This window comes from uncultured Streptococcus sp. (assembly GCF_902463925.1).
Taxonomy (GTDB): domain Bacteria; phylum Bacillota; class Bacilli; order Lactobacillales; family Streptococcaceae; genus Streptococcus.
The window spans coordinates 232,999-249,125 of sequence record NZ_CABQHE010000002.1 but is presented as its reverse complement, the minus strand read 5'-3'; the positions used below and the strand labels follow the sequence as shown (position 1 = coordinate 249,125).

General features: G+C 38.3%; 11 protein-coding genes and 2 pseudogenes. 3 read left to right on the top strand and 10 right to left on the bottom strand.

Annotated elements, in window-relative coordinates; all coding sequences use genetic code 11:
* A pseudogene (locus tag RDY04_RS02875) lies at positions 1 to 1,849 on the bottom strand (G5 domain-containing protein); the annotation flags it as partial.
* A 217-nt stretch (positions 1,850 to 2,066) separates the two neighbouring features.
* Here RDY04_RS02875 and RDY04_RS02870 point away from each other — a divergent pair.
* On the top strand, positions 2,067 to 3,551 hold the full coding sequence (locus RDY04_RS02870) for a M protein trans-acting positive regulator PRD domain-containing protein (RefSeq protein WP_303950640.1): 1,485 nt from the start codon (positions 2,067 to 2,069) through the stop codon (positions 3,549 to 3,551).
* 246 nt (positions 3,552 to 3,797) lie between these two features.
* Positions 3,798 to 4,618: pseudogene (locus tag RDY04_RS02865) on the top strand (transposase); the annotation flags it as partial.
* Positions 4,619 to 4,712: 94 nt separating this feature from the next.
* Here RDY04_RS02865 and RDY04_RS02860 read toward each other — a convergent pair.
* From RDY04_RS02860 to gyrA, 4 genes are all read right to left on the bottom strand, one after another.
* A complete protein-coding gene (locus tag RDY04_RS02860; RefSeq protein WP_303950637.1) occupies positions 4,713 to 5,681 on the bottom strand; it encodes a DUF1002 domain-containing protein in 969 nt (322 codons plus the stop codon).
* A gap of 114 nt (positions 5,682 to 5,795) precedes the next feature.
* Entirely contained in the window at positions 5,796 to 6,197 is a 402-nt protein-coding gene (locus tag RDY04_RS02855; protein ID WP_003096878.1) for a VOC family protein, read from the bottom strand.
* A 37-nt stretch (positions 6,198 to 6,234) separates the two neighbouring features.
* Positions 6,235 to 6,996, bottom strand: a complete 762-nt coding sequence (locus RDY04_RS02850; protein ID WP_003096876.1) for a class A sortase — start codon at positions 6,994 to 6,996, stop codon at positions 6,235 to 6,237.
* Positions 6,996 to 9,464 carry a DNA gyrase subunit A gene (gene gyrA, locus RDY04_RS02845; RefSeq protein WP_303950636.1) on the bottom strand — a complete coding sequence of 823 codons (2,469 nt, stop codon included), beginning with the start codon at positions 9,462 to 9,464 and terminating at the stop codon, positions 6,996 to 6,998. Before gyrA ends, RDY04_RS02850 begins: the two co-directional genes overlap by 1 nt.
* A gap of 220 nt (positions 9,465 to 9,684) precedes the next feature.
* On the opposite strand from gyrA, the gene RDY04_RS02840 reads away from it, so the two are divergent.
* Positions 9,685 to 10,671, top strand: coding sequence for an L-lactate dehydrogenase (locus RDY04_RS02840; RefSeq protein ID WP_003094733.1), 987 nt, complete (start codon positions 9,685 to 9,687; stop codon positions 10,669 to 10,671).
* Between the two features lie 92 nt (positions 10,672 to 10,763).
* Here RDY04_RS02840 and nox read toward each other — a convergent pair whose 3' ends face one another.
* The 5 genes from nox to RDY04_RS02815 all read right to left on the bottom strand — a co-directional run bounded on the left by nox (position 10,764) and on the right by RDY04_RS02815 (position 16,017).
* The gene (nox, locus tag RDY04_RS02835; RefSeq protein WP_303950631.1) at positions 10,764 to 12,137 is read right to left on the bottom strand and encodes a H2O-forming NADH oxidase; all 1,374 of its coding nucleotides are present in this window, start codon (positions 12,135 to 12,137) and stop codon (positions 10,764 to 10,766) included.
* Positions 12,138 to 12,452: 315 nt separating this feature from the next.
* A complete protein-coding gene (locus RDY04_RS02830; protein WP_303266998.1) occupies positions 12,453 to 13,991 on the bottom strand; it encodes an ABC-F family ATP-binding cassette domain-containing protein in 1,539 nt (512 codons plus the stop codon).
* 138 nt (positions 13,992 to 14,129) lie between these two features.
* Positions 14,130 to 14,660, bottom strand: a complete 531-nt coding sequence (locus tag RDY04_RS02825) for an ECF transporter S component (RefSeq protein WP_303950629.1) — start codon at positions 14,658 to 14,660, stop codon at positions 14,130 to 14,132.
* Entirely contained in the window at positions 14,650 to 15,507 is an 858-nt protein-coding gene (locus RDY04_RS02820; RefSeq protein WP_303950627.1) for a pyridoxamine kinase, read from the bottom strand. Before RDY04_RS02820 ends, RDY04_RS02825 begins: the two co-directional genes overlap by 11 nt.
* Positions 15,508 to 16,017: an ECF transporter S component gene (locus RDY04_RS02815; protein ID WP_295494289.1), complete on the bottom strand. Its 510-nt coding sequence runs from the start codon at positions 16,015 to 16,017 to the stop codon at positions 15,508 to 15,510.
* Positions 16,018 to 16,127 lie beyond the last annotated feature (110 nt).

The window sequence follows — 16,127 nt, the reverse complement described above, 5'->3', positions numbered from 1 at the left end:
TAGCTCCAGTGAGACCGCGTTCACCTTGGTCTCCTTTTTCACCTTTAGCTCCAGTGAGACCGCGTTCACCTTGGTCTCCTTTTTCACCTTTAGCTCCAGTCAGACCGCGTTCACCTTGGTCTCCTTTTTCACCTTTAGTTCCAGTGAGACCACGTTCGCCTCGGTCTCCTTTTTCACCTTTAGCTCCATCTTTAATAGCAATTTTTTGAACAAGTTCGTCTACACCTTCAGTATAAACACCGTTTCCATCGTTATCAAGATAGAAAGTGAGGTTATTTGTATCACCGACTTTATTTTGATCGACACGTGGTTTTACTGTATCGATCAGCTCTTTAGCCACACCAATTTGCATAATACGTGGCTTAGCTTCTTTAGTAACAGAATTACTAATTGGTAATCCTAAAAGTGTTTCGTTACCAAATCGATGTACTTTATAGGTAATTTGACGTTGTCCTTTTTCACCTTCTCGAACTAATCTAGTTTGACCTTCTAGTAACTTACTAGTTGGAAGATAGACAGTTTAGAAGTCAATGTCTTCTGAAACAGTCTTGTTATTAGTACCACCATAAGGGTTTGCATCCAAGTATAGTGGGTTTGCTCTATAATAATAGTTGGAGTTGCTGTATGGGTCATTGCTAGTAGCGGCACTACCACCACCTTGGTCCACGTTAAAAGTAACTGGTTTCAAACGAACAGACAAGTCACCATTTGGATTAATGATAGGCAAACTAAATCTGATTGTTTGTTTTTCACTCGTTGATGTAGCAGAAGTCATACTGTATCCTGAGTGCGATACGAAGTTGCCACCCTGACTAACAGGTCTTGTTTGTTCTCTCAACCTTGGAGTCGTGATGGTTGCATTTGAAGGATTTCCAAATCCATCCCCTTTATCCAAGATAAAGTTATTATTAACAAATTCACCTGGACCAGAATAGTCGATTGTGAAATTCAATTTATTACCTTGACGTACTGTTGTTACATCGTAATGAATGGAATTACCACCACGTGAGTTCCCGTAGCCACGGAAACTATAACTACGACCACCTTGACTAATATCTGTAAATGCAACTGTATTTCCAGAACCTGAAACAATTGGGTTTGCTGGATTGCTAGACGCTCTAAAGCCACTGTGTCCCTTATCTAAGTCTTCCTTACGAATTGCTGGATTTTGACGAGCATCAGAAAGGCTCAATCCTGGTTTCAAGATTTCATTAGTTGCTTCTACTTTAGCAGCTGTGCTAGTTGGCAAAACAACACTATCAACAGCTGAGCGATCAGACGTTGTTGCAGCTGGCTTAGCCTCTTCTTTTGCTTCAACTGTATCAGCTTTCTTCGCTACAGGCGTTTCTGATACAGTTCCTTTGTCAGAGTTAGAACGAAGCTCTAGACCAATATTAGCTGATTTATCTTTTGCTTCTTCAACTTTTTCTGCTGGTTTAGTAGCTTCTTCAGTTTTAACCGGAGTCGTTTCTACTGGATGAGTAACAGTTGGAGCTGCGTAAGTTGTTTCTTTTTTAGGTGTAGAGACTTCTGCTAGTTTAGTAGCTTCTTCAGTTTTAGCTGGAGTCGTTTCTACTGGATGAGCAACAGTTGGAGCTGCATAGGTTGTTTCTTTTTTAGGGGTAGAGACTTCTACTGGTTTCGTAGCTTCTTCTACCTTATCAACAGTAACAATGTTAGTTACTTCTGGATTTTGTTCCTCCGCTTGTACTGCTTGCGCATTAGCAGCAGCTCCCAAGACTAAGGCTGTCCCGAGCAAGACACTAGCCGCACCAAAGTGATACTTACGAATAGAATATCGTTGATGCATGCTATACCAGTCAAATGCTTTCTTATGTGAATGTTTCATTTTGAACTCCTAAATAATATTCTACAATTTCTAATCTACAACCATCTGATATATAAATCAATATTTTCTAAATAATCGATATATTATGTTTTTGCACCTAAGAGTCGCTTATATTATTCTAAATTCTCTGACTACTAACGACAATTTTCTGATTCTAATTTTATTGTACTTTTTAGACAAGAATGTGATATAATCAACCGAGGAGGAAATTATCTACATGCGTAACCTTTTATCTACGAAAGATCAGCGACAATTACGTTTAATGGAAACCCTAATCCAACATCGTGATTGGTTGAAATTACATGAACTTGCCGACATGTTAGGATGTACTGAGCGAATCTTAAAAAGTGATTTAAATGAATTGCGTACTGCCTTTCCAACTATAGATATCCAATCTTCCATTAATGGAATTATGATTGATTTAGAAGTTAATACTAGTTTTGAAGATGTTTATCAGTATTTTCTAGCTCATTCTCAATCTTTTCGATTACTAGAGTATCTATTTTTCAATGAGGGCCTACCTATTTATCGAACAATAGAAAATCTTCATTCTAGTAATGCTAATCTCTATCGATTAGGTCGAAATATTACAAAAACTCTATCATCTCAGTTTCAAATAGAATTATCTTTTACTCCATCCGAGATACGTGGGAATGAGATTGATATTCGCTATTTTTTTGCCCAATATTTTTCTGAGCGCTATTATTTCCTTGATTGGCCTTTTCCTGACCTTCCTGAGGAAGATTTAACAGAGTTTATTGACTTCTTCTATAAAATTACGAATTATCCAATGCGATTTTCAATTTATAGAATGTACAAACTGATGATAGCTATCAGTATTTACCGCATCAAAAATGGTCATTTTATCGACTTACCAAATCATTTCTATGATGAATACTATCCTATTTTGGAAAGTATTCCAAACTTTGAGGAGATACTTGTCCATTTCTCTGAGAAATTGGGGCTGGAAATCACTCCAGATATCATTGCCCAAATTTTTATATCCTTTATTCAAAACAATCTTTTCTTAGATCCTCAAGAATTCTTCAACTCTTTAGAAGAGAACAGTGAAGCAAGATACTCTTACCAATTACTTAGTCAAATATTAGAACGCCTATCAAAACAATATAAGATTACTTTTACCAACCACGATGAACTGATTTGGCATTTGCACAACACTGCTTTATTTGAAAGACAGGAAATCTTTTCTACCCCAATCTTATTTGAACAAAAAGCATTGACGATTCAAAAATTCGAAGTTTACTTCCCAGACTTTATGGGAAGTGCGCGTCAAGAACTGGCTCAATACCGTCAAGCAATTGGACAGCATGACCATCCTGAACAGTTGGAACACTTGATGTACACCATCTTAACCCATGCTGAACACCTCTCTACTCAGTTGTTAGAAAATCGACCACCTATCAGGGTTTTGATTATCAGTAACTTTGACCATGCTATATCCCTTACTTTTGTTGATATGCTCTCCTATTACTGTAATAACCGCTTCACCTTCGATATTTGGGATGAATTAGAAACAAGTCCTGAGATTTTAAATCAGACAGATTACGATGTCATCGTGTCTAATTTCTATATTCCAGATATCACCAAGAAGTTTATTTGCCAAAACCATCTGTCAATCATGGATTTGGTCAATCATCTTAATACTTTATCAAATGAGATTCATTTATCCAATACTTTATAAGCTAGAAAAAAGTCAGCATGATGTGCTGACTTTTTCTCTTATCTGATTTATATACTTCCTTAACAAAAACCAATTCCTGTAACTTTTGTAGTGGATAAAACTCTATAGATCTTATGGAGCCTATTTGCTTGTAGGAAAAAGTCCCATAAGATCTATAAGGAAAAGTAACAGAACAACTCATTAGAAATGAATTATATGAAAGAATTACACTTTATCACAAAGCCACTCGATATTTAAGACTCTAATATCCAGATTCTAGACATCATCAATAAGGATACATACAAGAAGATCATCGCTTAACTGGACTATAATGCCCCATCTTGTCCTGATTGCGAAAGCCAAATGAAGAAATAGGATTTTCAAAAAACGTCTAAGATTCCTTACCTTGAAATGACTGGTACGCCTACCAGAATTCTGCTGAAAAAGCGTTGTTTTAAGTGCTACTATTGTTCGAAAATGGTGGTCGCTGAGACATCTTTCGTCAAGAAAAATCACCAAATTCCTCGTATCATCAATCAAAATATTGCTCAAAAGTTAATTGAAAAGACTTCTATGACCGATATTGCACATCTGCTCCCCATTTCAACGTCAACTGTCATTTGTCATTCGTAAGCTCAATGACTTCCGTTTTAAGTATGATTTTTCTCGTCTTCCAGAGATCATCCGAAATCACTTTCTTAAATATGATAGAGTAGTCCGATGTCGAGTGAAAATCATTACTATGGATATGTTTAGCTCTTACTATGACTTGGCTAAACAGCTTTTTCCACATGCTAAAATTGTACTTGATTACTTTCACCCTTCGTTATTATATTTCTAAACTCAGGCTGAAACAGTTCAGTGAACAGTTTTACTCCAACACCTTAGATCTTATCCGTACTATGAGTCATATGCGTGTTCAAATCATAAATCAATTTGAGCGAGAACCTCATGGATACAAGACAATCAAACGTTATTGAAAGCTCATTCAACAAGATAGTTGTAAACTCAGTGCTAAGCGATTTTATCGTCCTACTTTTCGCAGGCACTTGACGAATAAAGAAATTCTAGACAAGCTTTTGAGTTTTTATGCCCCTATCTAGATATTAGCTTTTCGTCACCCACTACAATTGACAAAGAGCTAAAAAATAGGAAAAGCCATCCAAATGGACAGCTCTTTCACTATTTAGAAAGACCAGTAAAGAAATCTACAATAGCTTGCCAGATTTTTGAGAAAATATTTTTGCTATTCTCAACTGCTTTGTTGGCATTAAAATTTAGGTTGATTCCAGAGAAGGTATTACCAGCTTTCGAAACGATAGAATCTTTAAGTGAACTCAAGGTTGACTTAAAGTTAGCACTATCAATGATTGAAGACTTAGATAAATTCATAGCAAAATTCACCAGAAGGTTAATTTGTGTACCAGAAAGATCCAAGTTGTAATTATTGATCGTTTGCTGAACAATCGTTTTAGCTTGGTCTTCAGTCAACTTATTCCCCTTATTAGCAACTGCTGACTTAATATCAGTCATAGCTACATTAAGCTTATCCGCATCATAGTTACTCTTACCTGAATTTTCCTCATTGATTTGGGAAAGGGTTTTAAGCTCCTCCTGAGCAAGCTCTTTGCTTTCATCTGAGACTTTAGCTCCATTCTGCTCTAGAGAATAATAAATACCAGCCAAGGCACTTTCCCCAGTTACTGGAATAGGTGCTGCTACTGTAATCTTAGCATGTTCGATACCAAGTGTCGTGGCAGCATTACGGTACATATCTGGAGTGATTTTTGTGATATTTTGTGGTGTCACAATCTCTACACTCAAGGTTTCCTTAGCACCTAGCTTAGCAATCTTTACTGAAGAATATAGCTGAAGACTAGAATCGTCAGCAACATTCATGATATTCGCATAAGCAGATGTCGTAAGTGTCTTAACATTGGTATCCTTACTACTATCATACCCTAACAAATTCAAGGTTTCATTACGTTGCTCTTCCGACAATGAGTAACCCATCACATAGTCTGGTTGAACATAAGATTCATCAATAACCTTTTGGACTTGCGATGACGTTGCTGCTTGCGCAACCGAAGTGAAGGCTGTTACTGAAGCCAATAAAGCCATCCCAGTAACAAGAAGTTTTTTCAATTTCATGTGTGTTTCCTTTCGAAAATAGAATATTATTCCATAATCTCCTGAAAGACGACTGGTATGAGACCAACCGTGAATTTATTATACCATGACTTAAAAAATTAAGGTCAAAAAAAACTACTCATGCAACTCCAAGGGAAGACCATCCGGATCAGCAAAGAAAGTCATCTTTTCACCGGTAAAAGTGTCCTTACGAATAGGTTGGCAGGAAATACCCTTTTCTTCTAAACTCTTGACAACCTCTTCAATATTAGCCACTTTAAAAGCTAAATGACGTAATCCACATGCTTCAGGATAAGACAGACGTTTTGGTGGCTCCACATAGGCTAGATCACTAGTCTTATTTCCAAAGATTTCCAGTTCTATATCACCACAACGTAGATCTAATTTATAATCATGACGTTCCGGACGATAATTTTCACGTATAATTTCAAAACCTAGTTTATTAACATAAAAATCTCGAGATGAATCATAATCAGAAACAATGATAGCGACATGGTGTATTGTTTTCAAAAACATTTTTTCCCTCCATAGAAAAAGGCCTTATGGCCTTTTCTTAACTTTGAAATTGATTGTATGACTTATTGAAGGCTTCAATAATATCTGAACTTGCCTTGTCAAAATCTACCTGTGATTTCAATTCACCTTTGACGATTGTACGCTGAGTTGCTTCAGCATCCGTACATGTTACAAGGGTAATTTCAGACTTGCCAGGTGTATCATCAACTACTGCTACTTCAGTTGGTTGGACAACCTTCACCTCACTAATAACATAAGTATAGACCTTATTTTTATCCGTAAGATAAATCTTCATGCCATTTTTTGCTCTATCTAATGGTGAGAAGAGCATATCAGAAGCCCCAGCGATACCAAAGACGTGGTGACTAGCTAGTGAATAGTTGTTTTTTCCCCCCATGACTTGATTTTCCTTCATAGTTCCAGCACCGTAGGTAAGCTCTGTATTACCAAGTCCTTTGAAAATAGGGAGATTAATACCAACCTCAGGGATAGCAATACCACCAACTACTGGAAGTTCTTGAGCATTCATTTGTGCCTGCAAGACAGACTCAGTGCTAATTGATTTAACGGTATCAAAGTCAAAGCTCGTCTTAGCTTCCTTGTTTTTCTCAATAGTCTTCTTAGAAACCTTACTTACTTGATATTTATTAGTATTCCAAGCAATTACAGTGTTTCGAATCGATTTATTGAAAATTAAAGCTAAACCAACAACCAAGAGAACAACAATCAAGATCCAACGAAGGACCTCAAGCCACTTACGATGCTTTTTAGGCGTCTTATTTTTGTTATCTTTTCTCATTAATTATCACCACTTTCTTGGTCTTCAGTAACTTGATCAACTTCTTCAGGTTCAACCAAAGCAAAGGTGACAATACGAGCAGTATCATCTAAACGCATGACCTTAACCCCTTGAGTTGCACGACCAGTTTGAGAGATATTAGCAACTGCAGTACGGATAATGACACCCGTATCAGTTATGACCATAATATCCTCATCACCAGAAACTGTTACAATACCTGCTAGGTTACCATTTTTATCAGTGATATTAGCTGTCTTAATACCTTTACCACCACGACCCTTAGTTGGGTATTCAGTAGCTGAGGTACGCTTACCGTAACCTTTTTCGGTGACAATCAATACTTCTTGGTCTTCAGTAATAGCTGCTGCACCAACAACTTGGTCACCGTCACGAAGGGTTACCCCTTTAACACCAGCGGCCATACGACTCATACTGCGAATAGTATCCTCTTTGAAACGCACACTGTAACCAAATTTAGTACCAATAATAATTTCTTCATTACCAGTAGTCAAGAAGACATTGATTAGCTCGTCACCTTCTCTAAGTTTCAAGGCAATCAATCCATTTTGACGGATATTTTTGAATTCCGCTTCCTTAGTTCGTTTCACTAAACCTTGGCGAGTTACAAAGACAAGGTGATTATTATCTGACGCTTCATCACTCTTAGCATTAATCACTGTTTGAATTGTTTCACCTTCGTCCAACTTCAAGAGATTGACAATAGGTAAGCCTTTGGCCGTACGACCATACTCAGGGATTTCATACCCCTTGAGACGGTATACACGCCCCTTATTAGTCATGAAGTAAAGGTGATCATGAGTGCTTGTTGAGACAATATCTCGAACAAAGTCGTCATCGTTCACACCTGTTCCTTGAACTCCACGTCCTCCACGTTTCTGAGAACGAAATTCGTCTTGAGCCAATCGTTTGATATATCCCTTGCTAGAAAGAGTGATAACGACATCTTCTTCTTCGATTAGATCTTCATCTTCAAGTGAGACAACTTCACCGACCATCAGTTCTGTACGACGGACATCTGCGAATTTACGCTTACTTTCATCCAACTCTTCCTTGATGATAGCAATGACACGTTCTGGTTTTGCCAAAATATCAGCCAAATCAGCAATCAAGGCAAGGAGATCATTGTACTCATTTTGAATCTTATCACGTTCCAAACCGGTCAAACGACGCAAACGCATATCAAGAATGGCTTGACTTTGACGTTCAGTGAGTTCAAAGCGAGCCATCAACTCGGCTTGAGCCTCTGCATCAGTTTGACTGTTACGAATAATCGTAATCACTTCATCCAGATGATCAAGCGCAATTAACAAGCCTTCTAAAATATGGGCACGTGCTTCAGCCTTATCCTTATCAAACTGTGTACGACGGACCACAACCTCTTGTTGGTGAGCAATATAGTCAGCCAAAATTTGACGCAAGGAAAGGATTTTGGGCACACCCTTTTCAATGGCCAACATATTGAAGCTGAAGTTTGTCTGAAGTTGAGTTAATTTGAACAAATTGTTCAAGATTACGTTGGCAGATGCATCACGACGCACTTCGATGATAAAACGTACCCCCTCACGAGAAGACTCGTCACGAACTGCTGTAATCCCCTCAATACGTTTTTCCTGGGCCAAACGAACGATGTGTTCATGGACCTTAGTCTTATTGACCATATAAGGAAACTCAGTGACTACAATGCGCTCACGACCTGATTTTGTTGTTTCAATTTCGGTACGCGAACGAAGAACAATAGAGCCTTTACCAGTTTCATAAGCACGGTGAATACCAGATTTCCCCATGACCAAACCACCAGTTGGAAAGTCTGGACCAGGAAGAACTTCCATCAATTCACGGGTTGTGACTTCAGGATTGTCCATCATCAGTTTAACGGCATCTATAGTTTCAGCCAAATTGTGTGGTGGAATGTTGGTCGCCATACCAACCGCAATCCCTGTAGCACCATTAACAAGAAGATTTGGAATACGTGATGGAAGAACAATTGGCTCACGTTCAGAACCATCGTAGTTATCTTGAAAATCTACGGTATTCTTATTGAGATCACGGAGCATCTCCAGGGCGATTTTAGACATACGAGCCTCAGTGTAACGCTGAGCGGCTGCACCATCACCATCCATAGAACCAAAGTTTCCGTGGCCGTCAACCAACATGTAACGATAACTCCACCATTGAGCCATACGAACCATGGCTTCATAGATAGATGAGTCACCGTGTGGGTGATATTTACCCATAACATCCCCGGTAATACGAGCAGATTTTTTATGAGGCTTATCAGGTGTCACCCCAAGCTCATTCATTCCATAAAGAATACGACGTTGTACCGGTTTTAAACCGTCACGAACATCTGGGAGTGCACGAGATACGATAACACTCATGGCATAATCGATAAAACTCGTTTTCATCTCAGACGTCAAATTAACGTCAATTAAATTATTATCTTGCACTCTAAAAATGCCTCTTTTCTTTCATTCAAATCATTCTAAATTCTCATAAAAGAGAATGGAAAATTTCTATAATATTATACCATAAAACGCTTTATATTTCAGTTCCCTAAAACGCTTTCATTTGATAATTCCTTAATATTTCGTGACATCCATCACTTAAAATGGTAGAATAAGCAGTGTATGGGGTAACCCAATAAAAAATTAAGGAGATGTTTAGACCATGACTGCAACTAAACAACACAAAAAAGTCATCCTTGTTGGTGACGGTGCCGTAGGTTCATCTTACGCTTTCGCACTTGTAAACCAAGGTATCGCTCAAGAACTAGGTATCATCGAAATTCCACAATTGTTTGAAAAAGCTGTTGGTGATGCGCTTGACCTTAGCCACGCACTTGCTTTCACTTCACCTAAAAAAATCTACGCAGCTAAATATGAAGACTGTGCGGATGCTGACCTTGTAGTTATCACTGCTGGTGCTCCACAAAAACCAGGTGAAACTCGTCTTGATCTTGTTGGTAAAAACCTTGCTATCAACAAATCTATCGTTACTCAAGTTGTTGAATCAGGCTTCAAAGGAATCTTCCTTGTGGCAGCTAACCCAGTTGACGTATTGACTTACTCAACATGGAAATTCTCAGGATTCCCTAAAGAACGCGTTATCGGTTCAGGTACTTCACTTGACTCAGCTCGTTTCCGTCAAGCACTTGCTGAAAAACTTGATGTCGATGCTCGTTCAGTTCACGCTTACATCATGGGTGAACACGGTGACTCAGAGTTTGCGGTTTGGTCACACGCTAACATCGCCGGTGTCAACCTTGAAGAGTTCCTTAAAGACAAAGAAAACGTTCAAGAAGCTGAATTGGTTGAATTGTTCGAAGGTGTTCGTGATGCAGCTTACACAATTATCAACAAAAAAGGTGCTACATACTACGGTATCGCAGTAGCCCTTGCTCGTATCACTAAAGCTATTCTTGACGATGAAAATGCAGTACTTCCATTGTCTGTATTCCAAGAAGGTCAATATGGTGTAAGCAACGTCTTTATCGGTCAACCTGCTATCGTAGGTGCACACGGTATCGTACGTCCAGTAAACATCCCATTGAACGATGCGGAACAACAAAAGATGAAAGCTTCTGCTGATGAATTGCAAGCTATCATTGATGAAGCATGGAAAAACCCTGAATTCCAAGAAGCTTCAAAAAACTAATCTTACTTTAGTTAAATAAAAGCCTCCAGTTGGAGGTTTTTTAGTATTTTAAAAAGAAAAACAGCTAATTCAAATGAATTAGCTGTTTAATATTATTTAGCGGAGATAGCTGCTTTAGCAATATAGCTAAGTGGTTGGTTAAAGTGTGGCAAGAAGAACAAATCAAGCAATTGTAGACGATCAATTGTTACTCCTTCTTGAATTGCCAATGAGAACATGTGGATTCCCATTGAGATATCCATGTGTGAAACCATTTGAGCACCCAAAACTTTACGAGTATCTTTATCATAAACAATCTTGATAGTTACATCGTCATTTTCATCTTCCATGAAGGCAGCTTTTTGAAGATCTGTTGATTCTACTACTGCTGGATTGAAACCAAAACGTTTTGCTTTCTCTTCAGTCAAACCAGTAGAAACCATGTTCAAACCATAGATAGAGATACCATTTGATCCTTGAACACCGTTTGATTCTACATCACCACCACCGGCATTGTGTCCACCTACAATACCTGAACGAACAGCATTTGAAGCCAAGGCAATGTAGTTGACATCGTCAAGAGCATTGTCATAAACCGTAGCACAATCACCAACAGCGTAAACGTCCTTAACTGATGTTTCTTGTTTCTTATTAACAAGGTAAGCACCATTTCGGAATGTTTCCAATTTACCAGCTCCAAGGGCTGTATTAGGACGGAAACCAACGGCAAGAACAACCATATCTACATCGTAAGCATTTTTATCTGTTACGATGCGTTCTACCTTAGTTTCACCTTCTACTGCTTTAACAGTTTCGCCAAAGGCCAATTGGATCCCATGGTCTTCCATATTTTTAGCCATACGGTCTGTAAAATCGCGATCATAGTATCCTGCCAAACATGTGTCAACAACATCAATAAGGATAACTTCTTTACCATGACGTTGGAAAGCTTCAGCCAATTCAACACCAATGTAACCTGCACCAACGACTGCTACACGTTTGATGTCTTGTGACTTATCGTTCAACTTATCAATAACTTCTTGAGCGTTTTGGAAAAGTTTAACGAATTGAAGGTTTTCAAGAGTCGCTTCGAAAGTACGACTCCCTTCTTTAATCTCAGCACCATCGATTGGAGGTAAGATTGGCTGTGAACCAGTAGCTAAAATCAATTTGTCATATGATTCAACATGCTCTTTACCATCAACAAGAGCTGTAACAGTTTTACCGTCAAAGTCAATAGACTCAACTGGTGAGTTCATATAAACTTTTGCACCCTTGCTTTCGAGGCCTTCTTTGTTGGCATAGAAAAGGCCATCAGAACCTGAGATTTGATTACCAATCCAAAGTGCCATACCACAACCCAAGAATGAAATGTTAGAGTTTTGATCGAAAACAACTACTTCATTTTGGTCTCCGTAATTATCAAGAATAGTATTAATACTAAAAGTACCAGCATGGTTAGCACCAACAACTACGATTTTTGACATAAGTTTATCCAACTTTCTTTTGATAATAGTTTACTATATCATTTTACCACAATTAGAAAACGGTTACACGTTTTATGCTCAAACTTTGTTACTTTTTGAACAAAATAAGACATTTTTATTTAAAATCGTCATTTTATTAGCTCAATTCATATTAACTAGTGTGCTATGTTAAATATTCTTATCACTAACTGACCCTAGAGTCTCTATCATTAAGCTATTATCAAAACCTAATGACTACTACTTGGCTCTTTGACCACTCAAAAAAAGAGTGAGTGACACTCCAACTCATTGAGAAGATATCAACACTCTTTTTGATTATACTAACTCATTAAAATCCCAAACGTCTGTCCAACCTTCATAAAATTCAGGTTCGTGACATACCATTAGGACACTACCTTTAAATGCCTGAAGGGCACGCTTCAATTCGTCCTTTGCATCAACATCCAAGTGGTTGGTTGGCTCGTCCAGAACAAGGACATTATTTTCACGATTCATAAGAAGACAGAAACGAACTTTAGCCTGCTCTCCTCCTGACAAGACCTGAATTTGACTTTCAATATGTTTAGAAGTTAAACCACATTTGGCTAATGCTGCACGAACCTCAGCTTGATTTAAAGCTGGGAAAGCATCCCAAACCGCTTCAAGTGGGGTCTGACGTGATCCTTCTGCTTCTTGCTCAAAATAACCTAGGTCAATAAAATCACCCGTTTCAACTTCTCCTTCAAGAGGTTGAATAATCCCAAGTAAACTTTTCAACAAAGTGGTCTTACCAATACCATTGGCACCAACGATAGCTACCTTTTGATTACGTTCGAAGGTAAGATTCAAAGGAGCCTTAGTCAAAGGGCTGTCGTAACCAATAACGAGGTCTTTGGTTTGGAAAATAAACCGTCCTGGCGTACGGCTTTCCTTGAAATGGAATTCAGGTTTTGGTTTTTCCGCTTGCAACTCGATAATTTCCATCTTATCCAATTTCTTCTGACGAGACATGGCCATATTTCGAGTAGCAACGCGTGCTTTATTACGGTTAACAAAATCTTGAAGGTCGGCAATTTCCTTTTGCTGACGTTCATAGGCAGCTTCTAATTGTGCTTTTTTCATAGCATAGACAGATTGGAAATTGTCATAATCACCTGCATAGCGAACCAAATCTTGATTTTCAACATGGTAGACAATATTAATCACATCGTTTAAGAATGGAATATCATGCGAAATGAGAACAAAGGCATTCTCATACTCTTGGAGATAGCGTTTAAGCCAGGCGATGTGTTCAGCGTCCAAATAGTTTGTTGGCTCATCGAGGAGCAAGATATCTGGTTTTTCAAGCAATAACTTAGCCAAGAGAATTTTGGTACGTTGACCACCTGAAAGATCCGTCACATCGGTATCCATACCAAAATCCATAACACCCAAGGCACGAGCAACCTCGTCTATCTTGGCATCTAGGGTATAGAAATCACGAGTCTCCAACCGATCCTGAAGCTCACCTACTTCTTCCATCAAAGCATCAACATCGGCACCTTCTTCTGCCATAGACATATAAATCTCGTTGATACGTTCCTCAGTTTTAAAAAGCTCATCGAAAGCTGTACGAAGGACATCACGTACGGTCATCCCCTTTTCAAGGACAGCGTGCTGATCCAAATAACCCGCTGTCACGTACTTAGACCACTCTACCTTACCTTCATCTGGCTGCAATTTTCCAGTAACGATAGACATAAAGGTTGATTTTCCTTCACCGTTAGCACCGACAAGACCGATATGCTCACCTTTGAGCAAACGGAATGAGACATTTTCAAAAATAGCACGGTCACCAAATCCGTGACTAAGATTTTTGACTTCTAAAATAGACATAGCATATCTGGGCTAAAACAGTCTTCAGCCCTTTCCTTTCTTGACATTAACTTAACTATTTTACCATTTTTTAGTATAAATTTGGACCTTTGCTTATGTAAAATCGAAAAGAAAAAGCAGGACCCGCCTGCTCAATCTTTAGTCTTTTTTCAAAATGCGTTTGAAGACAGGATATAAAAGAGGAACCGCAATGATTGTAACAACTGATGTTCCAAAAGTTCCACCAATTTTAGTAAGTGCCAATACCATGGCTGCATTGAGTGGTAAAGCCGCAACAACACTATTAATAATCGTATACTTAACAAAATTTAAAATAATTTTGGTCACTGCCGCTATGACTCCAATGATTATGATGTTAGTCATTTTGTCATTTGATTTTAGAAGCTTTTCAAAAACAAGATAGAGAACATAACAAACAATTAAAGATTCTAAAATAGTAATCCAAACCTCAGCAGCATAACCATTGAAAATATCAAATAACCCTAACCCTACTGTTGCGACTAGCGCACCTTTTCTAGCACCAAAAATTAAGACAGCAATGACAACCAAGGCATTTCCCAGATGGACAAATTGAGGTCCAAAAGGAATACGAATAAACTGTACACTCACAATAATTAAAGCTGCGTACAAACTCAATTCAACTAATTCACGAGTTTTATCATTTTTCATTTTTCTCCTCCAATAGGGCGTTAAAACCACTGAATAAATAACCGATATGGGGCTCATAGCAAAGACCATATTTTAAAGGACGGCTATCGGACAGTGTTGACGAAAGAACCCTATCCATGACATCCAAGGCTAAATCACAAACCTTTAGTAAATCAAGATCATAAAAGTAACCTGCTGATATGATTGCCGTTAGTAAATCGCCACTTCCATAAAAATGATAGCGATAACGTTTTTGCATGCGATAAATCGTTCGATTGGTCTCTTTATCAAAATAAGCCAACCCAATTTTATCTGTCTCAAATGAGATACCTGTCAAAATAACTTTTCGAGGGCCAATCTTGATTAAATCTCTCAGAAGCTTCTCAACAGTGACTTTATCATAGGAACCTGCTTCAAGATATGGAGTATCCGTCAACAAAGCAGCTTCTGTCAGATTGGGAATGATGACATCTGCCTGTTGACAGAAAGCCTTCATAGCTTCTACATAGTTTCTATCAAAACCTTGATAGAGACAACCATTGTCACCCATAATAGGGTCAACAAATAGAGCTATCTGTTTATCGCGAGCCAATTGACCTACACGCTTTAGTGCTTCTTCTGACTTAAAATAACCACTCACAAGGCCATCTACTTTAAATTCCAAGTGCTCCCACTGCTTACAAAACCCTTTTAGGTCATCTGTAAGATCCCGTACATAGATATTTTCAAACTCCCCTGTATGCGAAGATAAAAGGACTGTTGGTAGAGGAAGAACTTCAGTTTGACAAGCTGACATGATAGGGAGGCTACTAGTTAAAGCAACCTTACCCAGACCAACCAGGTCATTGGCAACAATTACTTTGGTCATCTATTTTCCTTCCCAGGTCTTTTTAAACTGTTTAACAAAACCTGTGTGGAAATAAATGTAGTAGGCCACTCCTAAACCAAGAATAGCAGCTACAATGTCAAAAGGAATCTTCATAATAGCATAGGCAGGCGTTCCATAGATAAAGGCTCTTCCTAAGCCATATCCGACTAAGTCAATAATAGCCCCAATCAAGAGACCTAAAGCTGCCCTAGACTTACTCAATTTTCCTAAGCGTCCGCCAACAATGAGTGCAATAGCAAGAACTTGAAGGCTGTGTGTTACTAGGGTTACCCACATAGGAAGGGGGTAGAAAAGAAAATCTCCAATAAAGGAACCTACTCCGGCAATAATAACTGCTTCTGTAGGTGGAAAAATTAAACCAACTAGGAAAATAATAATCCCGTTAAAATAGAAATGACCTCCTGGCACTGGAATAGATAAGAAACTCGAGCTCAAAATAATGACAAGTGCCATGAAAAATGCAGAAATGGTTAAACGTTTTGCTGACATACCTAAAACTCCTTAGTCAATAAATATAGTATAAGTTTATGAAAATTCTGACGATTAAACAAGATAGTATTTTTACTACTGTCTGGGTACAGATTTAAGACAATAAAAAA